At 64.7% G+C, this 15,586-nt stretch carries 15 protein-coding genes and 1 tRNA gene; 12 read left to right on the top strand and 4 right to left on the bottom strand.

The annotated features are described in order from the left end of the window. Positions 1 to 24: 24 nt before the first annotated feature. The 6 genes from BMZ02_RS16505 (at position 25) to BMZ02_RS19445 (ending at position 3,775) form a co-directional block, all read left to right on the top strand. A complete protein-coding gene (locus BMZ02_RS16505) occupies positions 25 to 1,275 on the top strand; it encodes a DUF6175 family protein (RefSeq protein ID WP_091645881.1) in 1,251 nt (416 codons plus the stop codon). Further along, complete coding sequence (locus tag BMZ02_RS16500; protein WP_171909964.1) at positions 1,256 to 2,368, top strand: LPP20 family lipoprotein; 1,113 nt, start codon at positions 1,256 to 1,258, stop codon at positions 2,366 to 2,368. Before BMZ02_RS16505 ends, BMZ02_RS16500 begins: the two co-directional genes overlap by 20 nt. Before the next feature lie 18 nt (positions 2,369 to 2,386). Next, complete coding sequence (locus BMZ02_RS16495; protein WP_091645877.1) at positions 2,387 to 2,968, top strand: hypothetical protein; 582 nt, start codon at positions 2,387 to 2,389, stop codon at positions 2,966 to 2,968. After that, positions 2,952 to 3,152, top strand: coding sequence for a hypothetical protein (locus tag BMZ02_RS16490; protein ID WP_091645875.1), 201 nt, complete (start codon positions 2,952 to 2,954; stop codon positions 3,150 to 3,152). The genes BMZ02_RS16495 and BMZ02_RS16490 overlap by 17 nt, the downstream gene beginning before the upstream one ends. Before the next feature lie 159 nt (positions 3,153 to 3,311). Next, positions 3,312 to 3,388, top strand: a tRNA-Met gene (locus BMZ02_RS16485). A 63-nt stretch (positions 3,389 to 3,451) separates the two neighbouring features. Beyond that, positions 3,452 to 3,775, top strand: coding sequence for a DUF6538 domain-containing protein (locus BMZ02_RS19445; protein ID WP_425425094.1), 324 nt, complete (start codon positions 3,452 to 3,454; stop codon positions 3,773 to 3,775). Here BMZ02_RS19445 and BMZ02_RS16480 read toward each other — a convergent pair. Then, positions 3,772 to 4,209 (bottom strand): hypothetical protein, encoded by a 438-nt coding sequence (locus BMZ02_RS16480; protein ID WP_091645874.1) that lies wholly within the window; start codon positions 4,207 to 4,209, stop codon positions 3,772 to 3,774. The genes BMZ02_RS19445 and BMZ02_RS16480 overlap by 4 nt on opposite strands. Positions 4,210 to 4,902: 693 nt before the next feature. On the opposite strand from BMZ02_RS16480, the gene BMZ02_RS16475 reads away from it, so the two are divergent. Next, positions 4,903 to 6,546: a methyl-accepting chemotaxis protein gene (locus BMZ02_RS16475; protein WP_091645872.1), complete on the top strand. Its 1,644-nt coding sequence runs from the start codon at positions 4,903 to 4,905 to the stop codon at positions 6,544 to 6,546. A gap of 98 nt (positions 6,547 to 6,644) precedes the next feature. Next, positions 6,645 to 7,067 carry a CBS domain-containing protein gene (locus BMZ02_RS16470; RefSeq protein WP_091645871.1) on the top strand — a complete coding sequence of 141 codons (423 nt, stop codon included), beginning with the start codon at positions 6,645 to 6,647 and terminating at the stop codon, positions 7,065 to 7,067. Positions 7,068 to 7,256: 189 nt separating this feature from the next. On the opposite strand, the gene BMZ02_RS16465 is transcribed toward BMZ02_RS16470, so the two are convergent. The 3 genes from BMZ02_RS16465 to BMZ02_RS16455 form a co-directional block, all read right to left on the bottom strand. Continuing rightward, the gene (locus BMZ02_RS16465) at positions 7,257 to 7,742 is read right to left on the bottom strand and encodes a pilin (RefSeq protein WP_091645869.1); all 486 of its coding nucleotides are present in this window, start codon (positions 7,740 to 7,742) and stop codon (positions 7,257 to 7,259) included. A 385-nt stretch (positions 7,743 to 8,127) separates the two neighbouring features. After that, the gene (locus tag BMZ02_RS16460; RefSeq protein WP_091645867.1) at positions 8,128 to 9,483 is read right to left on the bottom strand and encodes a sigma-54-dependent transcriptional regulator; all 1,356 of its coding nucleotides are present in this window, start codon (positions 9,481 to 9,483) and stop codon (positions 8,128 to 8,130) included. Further along, the gene (locus tag BMZ02_RS16455) at positions 9,480 to 11,162 is read right to left on the bottom strand and encodes a sensor histidine kinase (RefSeq protein WP_139209247.1); all 1,683 of its coding nucleotides are present in this window, start codon (positions 11,160 to 11,162) and stop codon (positions 9,480 to 9,482) included. The genes BMZ02_RS16460 and BMZ02_RS16455 overlap by 4 nt, the downstream gene beginning before the upstream one ends. Positions 11,163 to 11,334: 172 nt before the next feature. Here BMZ02_RS16455 and sucC point away from each other — a divergent pair, with 172 nt between their 5' ends. The 4 genes from sucC (at position 11,335) to BMZ02_RS16435 (ending at position 15,488) form a co-directional block, all read left to right on the top strand. Next, positions 11,335 to 12,510 carry an ADP-forming succinate--CoA ligase subunit beta gene (gene sucC / locus BMZ02_RS16450; RefSeq protein ID WP_091645864.1) on the top strand — a complete coding sequence of 392 codons (1,176 nt, stop codon included), beginning with the start codon at positions 11,335 to 11,337 and terminating at the stop codon, positions 12,508 to 12,510. 34 nt (positions 12,511 to 12,544) lie between these two features. Further along, positions 12,545 to 13,417: a succinate--CoA ligase subunit alpha gene (sucD, locus tag BMZ02_RS16445; protein ID WP_091645863.1), complete on the top strand. Its 873-nt coding sequence runs from the start codon at positions 12,545 to 12,547 to the stop codon at positions 13,415 to 13,417. Between the two features lie 73 nt (positions 13,418 to 13,490). Further along, on the top strand, positions 13,491 to 15,125 hold the full coding sequence (locus BMZ02_RS16440) for an NAD+ synthase (RefSeq protein ID WP_091645861.1): 1,635 nt from the start codon (positions 13,491 to 13,493) through the stop codon (positions 15,123 to 15,125). A gap of 24 nt (positions 15,126 to 15,149) precedes the next feature. After that, entirely contained in the window at positions 15,150 to 15,488 is a 339-nt protein-coding gene (locus BMZ02_RS16435) for a P-II family nitrogen regulator (protein WP_091645859.1), read from the top strand. The last annotated feature ends 98 nt before the right edge of the window (positions 15,489 to 15,586 follow it).

Genomic DNA, 15,586 nt, shown 5'->3' with positions numbered 1-15,586 from the left:
TCAGCCCAGAACATAGGTAGCGTCATGATGATAGAACCATCGCTTCGTCGACTCTTTGCCCCCGGGGCTGCGGCCTGCATCCTGCTCCTGGCCGGGTGTGGTGGTGCGGACAAGCCCGCCGAACCGGACACCTACGTGCCGCAGTCCACCCAGGCGCGCCTGATCGAGTCGGTGTCCGCGAGCGAATTGACCATTCGTGCCGAGGGCGTCGGTGAGTCGGTTGCCCTCGCCAGTGACGATGCCCGGCGCACGGCCGTCTGGTATGCCCTGTACGGCGGTAGCCACCCCATCCTCGCCAACGAGGCGGCGCGTTCCGCCTTCGAGCGCCACGAGGAAGAGGTCTTCCGTAGCGCCGATGCCTACATCAGCGACACAAGCCAGCCCATGGGCAGCCGCCAGGAGGGCGACGACCGGATCCTCGAAAAGGAAGTCCGGGTCCACGTCGAGCGGCTGTCGGAGGAGCTGGTCCGGCTTGACGTGATTGATGACCGGGTCGACCTCATGGCCGAGGTGGGGCGGCCCCGTATCGCGGTGCTCCCCGACAACCCCGACCGCGAGGACCAGGCGCGGCCGGCCATTGCCATGATCTCCGAGTACCTGCAGGAGCGGGGCTTCGACGTGGAGGTGCCGCGCGCCGACGAGCAGGTCAATGAAATGGTGGAACAGGCCGCGGCGCTGGAGGGGCGGACCGATCCCATGTACCAGTTGGCGCTCGAGAGCGGCAGCGAGATCTACATCACCGTGGGCGTGGACGACAGCAGCCGCTCCATGGGCGATACCGAGGTGCTGAAATCGAGCGTCTCCACGGTGGCGTACTACACCGCCACCGGCGACCAGATCGGCGCCACCACCGGGCACTCTCCCGAGCGGGATGTCTCCGGCCACGGAGTGCTTGCCGAAGAGGCCGCCAGCGAGGCGGGCAACCGGATTACCCGGCAGATCGAGAACAGTTGGATGGAGGAGGCGGAACGGGGCCGGCCGTTCAAGGTGGTGGTGGTGGCGTCCCAGGACAGTGACACCCGCACCGTCGGGCGTGAGGTCCACCGCATGATGCGCGACGTCTGTCCCGAATCCTCCCGCAACGCCGCTGGGTCGCACAGCTTCGACTACACCCTGCGCTGCACGGACCAGTCCGACGCCATGGATCTGCTGCTGGATCTGGAGGCGCACTACGCCGGTCCGGGTGTCCTCGACCGCACGCTGGACAGTGGCGCGCTGTTGATTCTCTCCGTGGGCGAAGGCAATGGTGGCGGCGATGACATCATCATCGAGTAACCGGGGCGTGCGGGCCGTATGTCTGGCCGTGGGCGGCGTGGTGTTGCTGTGCGCGGGGCTGGCCAAGGCAGGCCCCGTCGCCCTGAGCGCGACCGGCTACGGGGACAGTGAAAGCGCCGCCCGCGCCGACGCTCTGCGCAGCCTCAGCGAGCAGGTGGTGGCCGAAGTGGATGGCGAGACGGAGGTCCGGACCACCATCGATGCCGACGGCGAGCGGGAGTCCATGGACTCCCGCATCGCGACCCGCTCGGAGGGCTACTTCGAGGGCGTCGACTACGCGGCGCCGGAGTCCTCGGACGATCACTACCAGGTGGAAGCCCGGCTGCCCGACTCCGGCCTGGTCGCAACGCTGGACCAGATCCGGCGGGATCTGGACCGCGATTTTGCGGCCATGAGCCCGCGGGACCTGGAGGCTGCGGTGGACCGGGCGGATTTCGGCCTTGCCCTGGCCGGCTACGCCTCCCGCCCCACCGCCGAGGTGGAGCAGGCGGTGGAGGCGTTCGAAGCGGCGCGCGGGGACGCCGTCCGGTATCTGGACTTCGCCCGGATCACCTTCGATGTGGAGCCCGACGACGCGCGCATCACGCTGGAGGACACCCGGCTCGACAACAGGCAGCAGCAGCTGGTCCCCACCGGGGTTTATCGCTACCGGATCGAAGCCGATGGTTATCAGCCGGAAACCGATTCCCTGCGGGTCAACAGTGATACCGACCGCACCGAGACGATTGCCCTTGTCCCCGACGTGGACGCCGTGGTCCGCCTCGACGCGCCGGACTGCTGCGAACGCGCGGCGCGTCGCGTGCTCGGTGATTACGGCTTCCGCGTGGCCGATGATGCACCGGTGACGTTGCGTTTCCAGCTGGACCAGACCTATCTCACCGAGGTCTCGGGCGAGGCGTATTACCGGCTGCAGGGAGAGGTGGAGAGCCTGCGCGACGGCGACGTGGTCGCCAGCAACAGCGCCACCCTGCGCCAGGTGGGCGAGAGCGCCGTCGATGACCGCTCGGCCGCCGTGATCGGCGCGCTTACCCGCGCCATCATCTCCGGCGAGCGCGCCCGCACCCTTTTTCAGGACACCAACCACAACCACTGACGTAGCAGGAGGAATCCCATGGGGATGACAGTCGTGAGTCGTAGCGCCAAAGGTCTCGTTTTCGCATCGTTCAGCGCCATGGTGCTGGGGGGCTGCGCCATGATGGGCGGCCAGCAGGAGGCCGAGGAGACCGATCCCATGGCCGACCAGCGGGTCATGGAACCGGACTGGTACATGCCGGGCAACAATGACGCCGGGGACGGCGGTGTCTACGGCTATGGTCAGGGCGAAAGCGAGAGCCGCCGACTGGCGGAGAGCCAGGCCCAGGCCGAGGCCCGCCGCAGCGTGGCAACGGCCATCGCGGGCGAGTCCGCCGGCGTTCTCGAGGAAACCTCCGGCGACATGGACGGTGATGTCGTGGAGACGGCCCGGGAAGCCTACGAGAGCTTCTTCGATCAGGAACTGTACGGCGTTGAAGTGGACCGCCGCGAGCTGCTCCAGGACCCGGACACCTCGGAGTACCGGGCGTTCTACCGCGTGCGCGTGGAAGGCGAAATCTTCGATGCCATGCTGGACGCGGCCATGAACGACGAGCAGCTCAGCTCCACGATCCCGCAGCATGACGACGCCATGGAGGCCCTGGATGAGCGGCGCGACTGATGCTCTGATGCGGCGCGCCGGGCTTGTCGTGGTGCTGGCCTTCGCGGTGGGGGCCGTGGCTGGTTGCACCACCCCCGGTGACATCGCCGATGAGGTCTCCGAGCAGGCGGAGAAGGAGCGCGACAGGCAGAACGCCGAGCGCTCGCACCGCGAGGGCATGGGCAGTCTGGAAGACCGCCGCTAGCGCCTGATGGCCGCCCTGTCGCGGGTGTTCGGTGGCGATGTGGCTGTTCGGGCCGCAGCCACCGACCCCGCGGCACGGCGATGGCCGGGAAACCCCGCGCCGAGACGTGACTTGACATGCCTCGCCATCGGTTGGAGAATCCCGCTTCCGCAGTATCGTGGCTACGTAGCTCAGTTGGTCAGAGCATCGCACTCATAATGCGAGGGTCGGTGGTTCAAATCCACCCGTAGCCACCATTTTTTTGTTTCTAAGATGGTTACGCTATCTTGGCTGCGTCTGGTACAAAACAGAGGGCCAGGATGACGGTACATAGAGCGCCTTCCTTCCTGCTCCACAGGCCGTCTGGCTGGTACTTCCGCTACGTCGCGCCCCATCGTCTGCGCCCCAGTGTGGGCCTCAGTGAACTGAAGGTCTCACTAAGGACTCGTTCTAAGGTGGTCGCTAAATCTAGGGCAAGACGGCTGGCGGTCATCTCGACTTTTAACCGGTCAGATATTCGGGGAGAGGTCATCTGCCCGAAGGCTCCAGGAGGGTGGTGTCTGCGCATGGGGAAAGGCTGGGGTATCCTCGTGTCGCACCCGGTTTTTCTTGACGGCCGCGACACGGGACGGACCGATGACTAATCAGTTTTCATAACCCATACGCCATCTTCACCTTTCACGAAGACTCCCTTGTATGGAAGGTCCTCGTTTTCAAAATGAAGCGTACCCTCAATTTGTAATTCCTGGTTATCGAAATCCCTCTCGTATCGACTGAATTCAATATCCTTGAAGGTCCCGCGTTCGTCTATGATATCAGCAAAGCCCTCTTCCCATTCCTCCTCCTCTGGGAGGAACTCTGCCGGATCCTCATCGCTGGGAAGTACATGCCTTTGTGCGGCGACCAAGAAGTCATATCCGGCTTCTTCATGATAAAGCCCATTCAAGACCTTCTTTTCAAACGCCACAATATCGTCAAATGATTTCAGCTTTGGGAAATCAGGTTCGCTGGAGCATGCAGCCATAGCTAACGCAAAAGTGGTCATGACAGCGACTGTACGTATCTTTAATTGCAGCATGTATAAAATCCCCTTTAAGCTTTGGTGCGTGTTGTGGTGAATGCTTTTCTGTATGGTTTTCGCTCTGGCGGCTCACCGGCACGACATGAGCCTCAGCGAAGCCAGACAGGCCCGTGTCAACGACATGGTCCGGCTGATCAATAATTCCCCCCAAAGAACGACCCGATAGAGAATCCTGTGAGAGGATTAAATGTAAAAGAGACACTTATTCTAAAGGGTAGGGGATCTTAATGGCCCGTGCATATGGGTGTCCATAGGCCGAACATCTTCTTCAGGATTTGAATCTTAATATTGTGAATTGGATCGCAACTGGGAGCCTGTTCTTTGTGCGTTTCCAGCGAGCACGGCCGGATAGTCTTCAAGGTCTGTGTGATCGCTGTGGGTGTGAGCACCGAGGGTTGCCGGGACACCCCTTCCCCTGCGCTTTCTTCTCACGTGTTCCTTTTGTAACTATCTGATTCGCAGCCGGGTTCGGTTGTGCCCGTAGCCACCATTTGTTCCGGGGGCGACAGTCCCCGGCCCTCACCGCATGGGGCCGGGCGCCCCACCGATGTGGTGACCGGATCACCATCGACCGACTCGCCCCGGCTTCGCGCATCCAAACCGCTCGTCCGTCTTCGTTCAACCTCCGCACCGACCTGCCGATACTCTCCTGAAGCACTCGCAAAACAACGTTATTTCAGGGGTGGGTTCATGTTGGCATCTCTCCGGAAGCTGCGCGTCAGCTATCGTATCTGGCTCATTCTCGCCGTTGCGATCGCGGTATTCGTGGTCAACGCCGTTCTGACGCTGAGTTCCACGCGGGCCTCGCTTCAGGAAGAGCGGCTGTCGCAGGCAGTCGCGGTGAACGAGACCGCCATTGCGATCATGGAGCACTTCCACGGTCTGGAGCAGGCGGGGGAGATCGACGAGGAGACGGCCCGGGAGCAAGCCCTGGAGAGCCTGCGGGGTATCCGTTATCTCGGCGAGGAGTATTTGTGGGTGCATGACGAGAACAACATCATGCAGATGCACCCGGTGTCGCCGGAGCTGGAGGGCGACGATCTCACCGAAATGGACGACGGCACCGGGAACGCCTTCGTTCAGCGCATGACCCGGGAGGTGCTGGAGTCCAGCGACGGTCGCTCCCGAGTCGCGTACATGTGGCCGCGTCCGGGTGAAGAGGAAGCCATCGAGAAAATTTCCGAGGCCCACCACTTCGAGCCCTGGGGCTACGTGATCGCCAGCGGCGTCTACATGGCCGACGTCAACGCCGCGGTGAACCGTGAGCTGGTGAACGGCATCGTGACCAGTGTCATCGGATTGGTGCTGGTGGGCGGTATCGGTTGGGCCGTCATCATCAGTGTGACCCGCCCGCTACGCGCGACCATCGGCGGCATCGAGAAGGCCGCGGAGGAGCCCGTGGACCTTACCGCCCGGTTGGACGAGTCGGGCCGTGACGAGCTCACCGACCTGTCGCGGACATTCAACAGGCTGTTCGACACGCTGCAGGGCGTGGTGAACCAGGTGCGCGAAGGCAGCGACACGCTGGCGCAGTCGGCGGAGCAGCTGCGTGACCTCACTGGCGACGCCGACAAGAACAGCCGCCAGCAGCAGGAAGACACCGACGAGCTGGCCAGCTCCATGAACGAAATGGCCGCGACCGTGCAGGAAGTGGCGCAGAACGCCAGCTCCGCTGCCGAGGCGGCGGCCGAGGCCCAGTCCGAGACCCAGTCGGGCGCCGAGACGGTGTCCTATACCAAGGATGCCATCGGCAACCTGGCCCGGGAGCTGGAGGAGAGCCGCGATGCGGTCAACCAGCTCGCCAGCGAATCCGACAACGTGCAGACGGTGCTGGAGGTGATCAACGGCATCGCCGAGCAGACCAACCTGCTGGCCCTGAACGCCGCCATCGAGGCTGCGCGTGCAGGGGATCACGGCCGCGGGTTCTCGGTGGTGGCCGACGAGGTGCGCACGCTGGCGCAGCGCACACAGCAGTCCACTCAGGAGATCCGGGACATTCTCGAGCGGCTGCAGAGTGGCTCGCGGCAGGCGGCGGAGTCCATCGAGGCGCGTACCGAGAGCGCCCGGCACACGGTGGAGCGCTCCAACGAGACCGAGACGGCGCTGGGGACGATCGCCGGTGCCGTGGACGGCATCAGCGGCATGAATACGCAGATTGCCAGTGCCGCCGAGGAGCAGTCTGCGACGGCGGACGAGATCAACCGGCGGGTGAGCGGCATTCGGGATGCGGCCATGCGCAGCGGCGAGGCGATGGACAAGGCGCGCTCGGGAGCGGACGACCTCAACGCCATGGCCGAGCAGCTGCGCCAGGCAGTCGCGCGCCTGCGCGCCTGACGGCCGCTGCCGCTGCGACCGGGCCGGTGCGCGCCCGCATGGGTGCACCGGCCTTGTGTTTCGCTACAATGGCGCTGAACCGTCGCAGAGGAGGCGCCATGTACGAGTTCGTGCAATACACTGCGGCCGACGTGATGACTTCACGGCCGGTGACCGTTCAACCCGAGGCCACCGTCGGGGATGCCCAGGCGCTGTTCGAGCAGCATGGCTTCAACGGCATGCCCGTCACCGATGGCGGCGGCGCGCTGGTTGGTTTCGTCACCAAGATGGATGTCCTTCGCGCGTTCACCCTGCGCCCGGATTACATCGTGCCGCCCTACAACCTGATCATGCGCGACACCGTCGACCGCATCATGACCCGTGACCCGGTCTCCGTCGCCCCCGACTGCCCGCTCACACGCGTCCTTCAGCGCCTCGTGCAACTCGGCGTCAAGAGCCTGCCCGTGATGGACGCTGATCAACTGGTGGGCGTCGTGGCCCGGGAAGACGTGCTGGGTGCGCTGCGGAAAGCGACGGCGTAGTTCTCGCCACAAGCGTCCGTGGCCCTGCAGTCCGCTGCCGCAAGACGTCGAGCGCGATTCCCGCTGACGGTGGACCTGAAGGTCCACCCTACGAGAAATGGTTCTGGGGGCTGGCACCATTCGGCCTGCTTGGTCACAAAAAAACCCCGCAATGCGTGCGGGGCTCTTAATCATTCTTCGGGCAAAAGCCTAATCGATGCCGCCAGAGTCACACTGGGAAACATATGCTTCGTCCACGTCAGTGGTGCAAGTCCATTCACTATCGTCGTTGTTCCATGTGTACCTGACCGTGTCGCCGGCAAGATTAGGACTTACGTCTCGATCCTCGGCCCCGAACTCATACTCGAACCAACCTTCAAAGGCGTCGTCGTCTGTATCCCCTCCGCCGGCGTCGTTGATAGCACCGTGGGATCCAATGGCCTGAATAGAAACGGTGAGATCACCGTCGTACTCCAACTCGTTGCTTTCTGCGTCAACTCCCGTCGGCCAGTTTCCAGTACTCGTATACCGCTCGAAGACGGTGGTCTGAGCACCGGAGAGCAGGTTGTGGGCCTCCGAGAACTGCGCCCGGGCCACGTAGTTCTGGTACTGCGGGATGGCGATGGCCGCCAGGATGCCGATGATCGCCACGACGATCATGAGTTCGATGAGAGTGAAACCCTTTTGAGCCTTCATGGTAGTACTCCTTCCTTTTGGTTTTGGTCAGATCCGCCCGTTCCGGGGCGGATGCGGGACCGGTTTTACCCTGACTTCGAGAACTGTGCAACCGCCCTGCGGGAGTCCGGCACGTTCTGCCGTGGTGGTTTGCATAACCCGTGCCACCTTTTTCTTTGGCGCGCAGGCCTGGTGTGCCGCGGGTTTCAGGGTGGCCGCCGGAAGTGTCGGGTTGTGCAAAGTGTCGTACGGTGTCAGCCCGCCCGGGTAAGGTGACGTATTGCGTCACCCATGCGGCCCGGCGACAGGATGCGCGGTGGGCGTGAACGTCCACCGCGCATGGGTAAAGGGGCGTAGGGTGGACCTTCAGGTCCACCATGGCGTGATCTACCGGCCGCGATCGTCGCTATTCCATGTCCAGCTTCTTCAGCTTGTAGCGCAGGGCACGGAAGCTGATGCCGAGCAGTTGCGCCGCCGCGGTCTTGTTGTAGCCGGTCTTCTCCAGCGCCTTGATGACCACTTCGCGCTCCACGTCGGCCAGGTAGTCGTCCAGGGCGAAATCGTCGTCCGGGGCCGGCACGGCGGCCGCGGTGTCCTGGGGCTGGCCGCACGGCGAGTCCGGGAGCTGAAGGTCCTCCGGCTCGATGACGCCGCCCTCGCACAGGGTCAGCGCCCGCTCGAGGATGTTCTCCAGTTCCCGCACGTTGCCCGGAAAGGCGTAGGCCCGCAGGGCGCCCAGTGCGGCGTCGTTGAGCTGTACCGGCGGGGCGTCGCCGTCGCCGGTCAGACGCCCGAGGACGTGGTTCACCAGCATGGGGATGTCCTGGCGTCGCTGGCGCAGGCTGGGCACCGCAAGCTGGATGACGTTGATGCGGTAGAAGAGGTCCTGCCGGAACAGGCCTTCATCCACGAGCTGCCCGAGATCCTTGTGGGTGGCGGAGAGGATGCGCACGTTGACGCTGATCTCCTGCTCGCTGCCCACGGGGCGCACGGCTTTCTCCTGGATGGCCCGCAGCAGTTTCACCTGCATGTGCTGGGGCAGTTCGGCGATTTCGTCCAGGAACAGGGTGCCGCCGTCGGCTGCCTGGAACAGCCCCTGCTTGTCGCGGTTGGCGCCGGTGAATGCGCCTTTCACGTGGCCGAAGAACTCGCTCTCCATGAGCTCGGACGGAATGGCGCCGCAGTTGATGGGCACGAAGGGTTTTTCGCGGCGATCACCCTTGTCGTGGATGGTGCGGGCCACCAGTTCCTTGCCGGTGCCGGATTCGCCGCTGATGTAGACGGGCGCCGTGCTGCGCGCCAGTTTGGCGATGGTGCCGCGGATCTTCTGCATGGCCGGCGAGTCGCCGAGCAGCGTGTCACGGGAGCGGCGGTCTATGCGGGGGCCATGGCTGAGCCGGGTGGCGCCGCCCACCAGCTGGCGCAGCATGCCGAGATCCACGGGTTTCGGCACGAAGTCGAAGGCGCCCGCCTTGAGGGCCTGCACCGCCGTGTCCATGTTGCCGTAGGCGGTGATCACCGCCATGGGCAGCTCCGGCCGCTCGGCCACGGTCTCGCGGACCAGGTCAATGCCGTTGCCGTCGGGCAGTTGCATGTCGGTTATGCACAGATCAAACGCGTGCTGACCGAGCAGGTCGCGCGCCTCGTGCAGGGTGCCGGCAATGTGGCAGTCCACCTCCATGCGCTGGAGCGTGACCTGGATCAGCTCGCAGATGTCCGGCTCATCATCAATGATCAGGGCCAGGGGACGTTCCGTGGTCATGTCTGCTCGTGTCCTGTGGCTGTGAAGGTGATGCGGAAGCGGGTACCGGAGTCACCCGTGTCCAGGAGGCTCAGCCGGGCATGGTTCGCTTCGCAGAGTTCCCTGCAAAGGTAGAGCCCGAGTCCGGTGCCGTCTCCCGCGGTGGTGAAGAAGGGGTCGAAGAGCTGGTCCCGGCTCGGTGTGGCGATGCCCGGGCCATTGTCGATGATGTCCAGATAGGGCTGGTCGCGGGGGTCGCGCCCGGCCATGAGGGTGACGGTCAGCTCCCGCTCGGGGTGACGGGCATGCTTTGCCGCGTTGCGGACCAGGTTCATCAGCACCTGGTGCAGATGGCCGGGGTCGAACTCGACCGTGGCATCGCCGGGCAGCGTGTCGGTTCGCAGGCGCAGTGGGTGCAGGTCCGGCTGCGCGCGGACGTCCTCGTCGAGCTCGTCCGCCAGCGCCCGCAGGTGGATGGTGTCCTGGTCCGGTTGCTGGCGGCGGGAGAGCCGCAGCACGTTCTCGACGATGTCGTTCAGGCGCTGGCCGTGGCGCTGGATGATGCTCACCAGGCGCTGGTCCGCCTCCGCCAGCTCGGCCTCACCGAGAAGCTGCCCGGCATGGGTCATGGCAGACAGCGGGTTACGGATCTCGTGGGCGATACTCGCCGTGAGGCGGCCCAGGGAGGCCAGTTTCACCTGCTGGACCTGGGCATGCATTTCGGCGAGGTCCTCCAGGAAGATCAGCACGCCGCTGCCGGAGGCCCCGGAGAGCACCCGGAAGCGCGGCTGCAGTACCGGCGACAGGGCGTCCGGCTGCACCGGCGGTGGTTCCTCGCGCGGATTGGCCTGCCACTGGGTCAGGGCGTGGGCCAGCGGCAGGCAGAGGTCTTCCAGTCTCGGCGCGTCCATGTGCGGCGGTTGGCCGAGCAGCTTCCAGGCGGTGGCGTTGATGAGCCGCACCCGCCCGGCGCGGTCCAGCACCAGCACCCCGTCCTGAAGCCGCTGTACGATGTGGCCGTTGAGCACCTCCTGGTCGGCCAGATCCTCGCCGCGCTGTTCCGCCAGGGCGTGCTCCTCGCGGGCGCGCTGGGCCAGCCGGTTGCCCGCCAGGGTCACCAGGAAGAGGGCGATGCCGAACGCACCGACCTCGGCATAGCCGACCGTGCCGGCCTCGGTGTCCAGTTGCGCCAGGAACTCCAGGAACAGCAGCGTGAGCGTGGCGACGGCGGCAAACAGTGCCGCCAGCCGGCGCTCGACGAAGATGCCGCAGCCGGCGACGGCCACCAGCATGAGCACGCCCAGGCCGGGGTCCTGTGCGCCAGCGGTATAAATCAGCGCACTCAGCATGAAGATGTCCACCAGCGCCTGCACGCAGACCTGCAGCGTCAGGGCACGCTGCCATTGGTAGGCGACAGCCAGCAGCATCAGCGCCAGCACGAGATACACGAAAGCGAATTGCAGGAACAGCACCGGTTGTTCGGAGCGCACCAGCAGCGTGTCCTGGCCGGTGAGAAAGACGATGGCGAGCATCAGCGCCACGACCAGGCGGTAGTAGGCGAACAGCCGTAGTGGCCGCCACGTATAGCGATCCCTGCCATTCGCCGGGATGGCGGGGATGGATTCGCCGAGAATGCTCACCGGGTCACAAGCCTCCTGCCGGGTCCGGAAGGGACGCGGCCGCTCATGCGAGTGCTGCATGCGCTCACGTCCCTGTGTGGCGGGGTGATGGTACACCGGCCGACCGCCGACGCCGCAGTATAGACGCTTGTGCGCTCAGGCAATGTGATGTGATTCCGTTCTCTCGCTTTGATTTGCGATCGCCTTTGGTGGAGAATTGCGGTTCCATTTTCTCGGGAGGTCGGGCGTTACCATGAATCTTCACGAGTATCAGTCCAAGGAGCTGTTCTCCGAATACAACATTCCCATCCCCCAGGGCGATGTCGCCAGAACGGCTGACGAAGCCGTGGCCGTGGCTGAAAAGCTGGGTGGCAGCGTCTGGGTTGTGAAGGCCCAGGTCCACGCCGGTGGCCGTGGTAAAGCGGGTGGGGTCAAGGTCTGCAAAAGCAAGGATGAAGTCCGCGAATACACGCAGTCCATCCTCGGCACCCGCCTGGTGACCCACCAGACGGATGACAAGGGCATGCCCATCAACAGCGTGATGGTCGAGCAGGGGCTGGATATCCAGGCCGAGCTCTACCTCGGCGCCGTGGTGGATCGCGCGACCAAGCGCATCGTGTTCATGGCCTCCGTCGCCGGCGGCATGGACATCGAGGAAGTCGCCGAGAACGAGCCGGAGAAGATCGTCACCGTCGCGGTGAATCCGGTCGCCGGCCTGCAGGCGTTCCAGTGCCGTCAGGTGGCGTTCGCGCTGGGGCTCAAGGGCGACCAGATCAAGCAGCTCGTGAAGATCATGGACGGCCTCTACCGCCTGTTCGTCGCCAGCGATCTGAGCCTGATCGAGATCAACCCGCTCATCGTCACCGGCGACGGTCAGCTGCTGGCGCTGGACGCCAAGCTCAACGTCGATGACAACGCCGTCGAGGTGGGTCGCCAGAAGCGTATCGAAGCGATGTACGACGCCTCCCAGGAAGATCCCACCGAGGTGGAAGCGGCACAGCACAACCTCAACTACATCACCCTGGACGGCAACATCGGCTGCATGGTCAATGGTGCCGGCCTGGCCATGGCAACCATGGATGTGGTCAAGGTGCATGGTGGCGAGCCCGCCAACTTCCTGGACGTGGGCGGCGGCACCAATACCGAGCGTGTCACGGCGGCGTTCAAGCTGATTCTCTCCAGCGATTCCGTGGAAGGCGTTCTGGTGAACATCTTCGGTGGCATCGTCCGCTGCGACATGATCGCCGAGGGCATTATTGCCGCGGTGAAGGAAGTGGGCGTGAACGTCCCCGTGGTGGTGCGCCTGGAAGGCACGAACGTGGAAGAGGGCAAGGCGCTGCTGAAAGACAGCGGCCTCGACCTCATCGCCGCCGACGACCTCTCCGATGCGGCGAAGAAGATGGTCGCCGCCGTCGGCAAGGCCGCCTGAGCCCACGCCACCGAATCACTGCGAGGTTGTTGTAATGAGTATTCTCGTCAACAAGGACACCAAGGTCATTGTCCAGGGCTTCACGGGCAAGCAGGGCACGTTCCACGCGGAGCAGGCCATCGCCTACGGCACCAACATCGTCGGGGGGGTCACCCCCGGCCGTGGCGGTGAGACCCACCTGGACCGGCCGATCTTCAATACCGTGAAAGACGCGGTGCGCGAGACCGGCGCCGATGCCTCCATGATCTACGTGCCGGGCGGGTTCGCCGCCGACGCGATCCTGGAAGCCGCCGAGGGCGGCATCAAGGTCATCGCCTGCATCACCGAGGGCATTCCCGTGCTGGACATGCTCAAGGTGAAGGCGGCGCTGGCCTACTACGACGACGTGCGCCTGATCGGCCCGAACTGCCCGGGCATCATCACGCCGGACGATTGCAAGATCGGCATCATGCCGGGGCATATCCACCAGAAGGGTCGCATCGGCATCGTCTCCCGGTCGGGGACTCTCACCTACGAGGCGGTGAAGCAGACCACGGATGCCGGGCTCGGTCAGAGCACCTGTGTTGGCATCGGCGGTGACCCGATTCAGGGCATGTCGTTCGTGGACGTGATCGAACTCTTCAAGGACGATCCGCAGACCGAAGGCATCGTCATGGTCGGTGAGATCGGCGGTACGGCCGAGGAAGAGGCGGCCGAGTACATCCAGGCCCACGTCAGCAAGCCGGTCGTCGCCTACATTGCCGGTGTCACGGCGCCTCCGGGCAAGCGCATGGGCCACGCGGGTGCCATCATCAGCGGTGGCAAGGGCACGGCGGACGACAAGTTCGGCGCCCTTGAGAAGGCCGGTGTGACCACCGTGCGTTCGCCCGCTGACATCGGCGCGAGCATGAAGAAGCTGCTCGGCTGAGCCGCCTGCTGCAGACCCCAGCCACCGCCCCGCGCCGGGCGGTGGCCCACTGAACGGCATGGAGCGCACGAGCATGTCCGAGCAGCTGCGTGTCGCAATGGCCCAGCTGGATACCCGCGTCGGCGATGTGTCCGGTAACGTGGAGCAGGTGATTGCCACCGCACTCCGCGCCCGCGACAAGCACCACGCCGACGCGGTCATCTTCCCTGAGCTGACCCTCACTGGCTATCCGCCGGAAGATCTCCTGTTCCGGCCCGACTTCATCCACAGCATCGGTCAGGCACTGGCGCGAATCCGGGACGAAGTCACCGGCGTGGCGGTGGTGGTGGGGTTTCCCCATCACGAGAAGGGGCGGCTGTACAACTCCGCTGCGGTCCTCCAGGACGGCATGGTGCTCGGCGTCTATCACAAGCACCATCTGCCGAACGGCGGCGTCTTTGACGACAAGCGTTATTTCGAGTCCGGCAGTACGCCGCTGGTGGTGGACATTGCGGGGCATCGCTGCGGCGTGACCATCTGCGAGGATCTCTGGCATCCGGGGCCGGCCCGCTGGGCGGCCGACGAAGGCGCCCAGGTGCTCTTCAATCTCAATGCCTCCCCCTTCCACGCCGGCAAGTTCGCGGATCGCGAGGCGGTGATCCGGGCCCGTCAGGAAGAAGCAGGGTTGCCGGTGGTCTACGTCAACCTGGTGGGCGGTCAGGATGAAGTGGTCTACGACGGTGTCTCCGTGGTTTACGGCGGCGACGGCGCCCTGGTCGCCCGTGCCCCCGCCTTCCGGGAAGCGCTCCTGCCGGTCACGTTCATCCCGCAGGGGACGGCCCTGGTTCCCGAGCCGGCGGAGGTGGATGCCCTGCCGGACGAGGACGAACAGGTCTACCGCGCCCTGGTGCGGGGCCTGGGTGATTACGTCAACAAGAACGGGTTTCCCGGTGTCGTGCTCGGCATGTCCGGTGGCATCGATTCGGCGTTCAGCGCCGCGGTCGCCGTGGATGCCCTCGGCCCGGACCGGGTGCATGCGGTCATGCTCACCTCCCGCTACACCTCGGAGGAGAGCCTGGAAGATGCCCACGCCTGTGCCCAGATGCTGGGGGTGCGCTACTCGAGCCTGAACGTCGATACTGCGTTCCAGGCCTGCATGGATGAGCTGGCGCCGCTGTTCGGCGACCGGCCCATGGATACCACGGAAGAGAACATGCAGTCCCGCGCCCGTGGGCTGATGCTGATGGCATTGTCCAACAAGTTCGGCTCTATGGTTCTCGCGACGGGCAACAAGAGCGAATACGCGGTCGGGTATGCCACCCTGTACGGCGACATGTGTGGCGGTTTCGCGCCGCTGAAGGACGTCTACAAGACCGAGGTGTACCGCCTGTCCGGCTGGCGCAACGCCCTGGGGCGCGTGATCCCGCAGCGGATCATCGACAAGGCGCCTTCGGCCGAACTGCGGCCGGATCAGAAGGATGAAGACTCCCTGCCGCCCTACCCGGTGCTGGACGGCATTCTGCGGCGCTACGTGGACGAGGACGCCGCGCTGGCCACCCTGATCGACGAAGGGTACGACGATGAGGCCGTTCGGCATGTGGTGGCGCTGTTGCACCGGAACGAATACAAGCGCCGGCAGGCGGCGCCGGGGGTGAAAGTCACGCGCAAGGCCTTCGGGCGGGAGCGCCGCTATCCGATCACTTCCGGTTACCGGCCCTGGACCGGTTAGACGGGAAATGCAGAAGAGGTTGCCATGAAAAAGATCGAAGCCGTGATCAAGCCGTTCAAGCTTGACGATGTGCGCGAGTCACTCTCGGATATCGGGATCACCGGGATGACCGTGACCGAGGTGAAGGGGTTCGGCCGGCAAAAGGGGCACACGGAGCTCTACCGCGGTGCCGAGTACGTGGTGGATTTTCTGCCCAAGATGCGGGTGGAGCTGGTGGTGGGTGACGATCAGGTGGATCGCTGTGTCGAGGCCATCATCGGTGCCGCCAAGACCGGCAAGATCGGCGATGGCAAGATTTTCGTCACCCCCGTGGACCGCGTGCTGCGCATCCGCACCGGGGAAGAGGACGAGGAAGCGATCTGACCGCGTCTGCACAGCCCGGGTGGATGGTGGATCTGAAGATCCACCCTACGCCTCGTGCTGGTCGAGCGCCTCGCAATCCGTAGGCACCCGTAGCACCC

The organism is Aquisalimonas asiatica (assembly GCF_900110585.1).
Classification (GTDB): Bacteria; Pseudomonadota; Gammaproteobacteria; order Nitrococcales; family Aquisalimonadaceae; genus Aquisalimonas; species Aquisalimonas asiatica.
This window is presented reverse-complemented; position numbering and strand designations above follow the sequence as displayed.

What these genes read in the sequence shown, in the direction of transcription:
- BMZ02_RS16505 (WP_091645881.1), top strand. Translation starts at nt 25, where the DNA reads ATGATGATAGAACCATCGCTTCGTCGACTCTTTGCCCCCGGGGCTGCG.
- BMZ02_RS16500 (WP_171909964.1), top strand. Translation starts at nt 1,256, where the DNA reads ATGACATCATCATCGAGTAACCGGGGCGTGCGGGCCGTATGTCTGGCC.
- BMZ02_RS16495 (WP_091645877.1), top strand. Translation starts at nt 2,387, where the DNA reads ATGGGGATGACAGTCGTGAGTCGTAGCGCCAAAGGTCTCGTTTTCGCA.
- BMZ02_RS16490 (WP_091645875.1), top strand. Translation starts at nt 2,952, where the DNA reads ATGAGCGGCGCGACTGATGCTCTGATGCGGCGCGCCGGGCTTGTCGTG.
- BMZ02_RS19445 (WP_425425094.1), top strand. Translation starts at nt 3,452, where the DNA reads ATGACGGTACATAGAGCGCCTTCCTTCCTGCTCCACAGGCCGTCTGGC.
- BMZ02_RS16480 (WP_091645874.1), bottom strand. Translation starts at nt 4,209, where the DNA reads ATGCTGCAATTAAAGATACGTACAGTCGCTGTCATGACCACTTTTGCG.
- BMZ02_RS16475 (WP_091645872.1), top strand. Translation starts at nt 4,903, where the DNA reads ATGTTGGCATCTCTCCGGAAGCTGCGCGTCAGCTATCGTATCTGGCTC.
- BMZ02_RS16470 (WP_091645871.1), top strand. Translation starts at nt 6,645, where the DNA reads ATGTACGAGTTCGTGCAATACACTGCGGCCGACGTGATGACTTCACGG.
- BMZ02_RS16465 (WP_091645869.1), bottom strand. Translation starts at nt 7,742, where the DNA reads ATGAAGGCTCAAAAGGGTTTCACTCTCATCGAACTCATGATCGTCGTG.
- BMZ02_RS16460 (WP_091645867.1), bottom strand. Translation starts at nt 9,483, where the DNA reads ATGACCACGGAACGTCCCCTGGCCCTGATCATTGATGATGAGCCGGAC.
- BMZ02_RS16455 (WP_139209247.1), bottom strand. Translation starts at nt 11,162, where the DNA reads ATGCAGCACTCGCATGAGCGGCCGCGTCCCTTCCGGACCCGGCAGGAG.
- sucC (WP_091645864.1), top strand. Translation starts at nt 11,335, where the DNA reads ATGAATCTTCACGAGTATCAGTCCAAGGAGCTGTTCTCCGAATACAAC.
- sucD (WP_091645863.1), top strand. Translation starts at nt 12,545, where the DNA reads ATGAGTATTCTCGTCAACAAGGACACCAAGGTCATTGTCCAGGGCTTC.
- BMZ02_RS16440 (WP_091645861.1), top strand. Translation starts at nt 13,491, where the DNA reads ATGTCCGAGCAGCTGCGTGTCGCAATGGCCCAGCTGGATACCCGCGTC.
- BMZ02_RS16435 (WP_091645859.1), top strand. Translation starts at nt 15,150, where the DNA reads ATGAAAAAGATCGAAGCCGTGATCAAGCCGTTCAAGCTTGACGATGTG.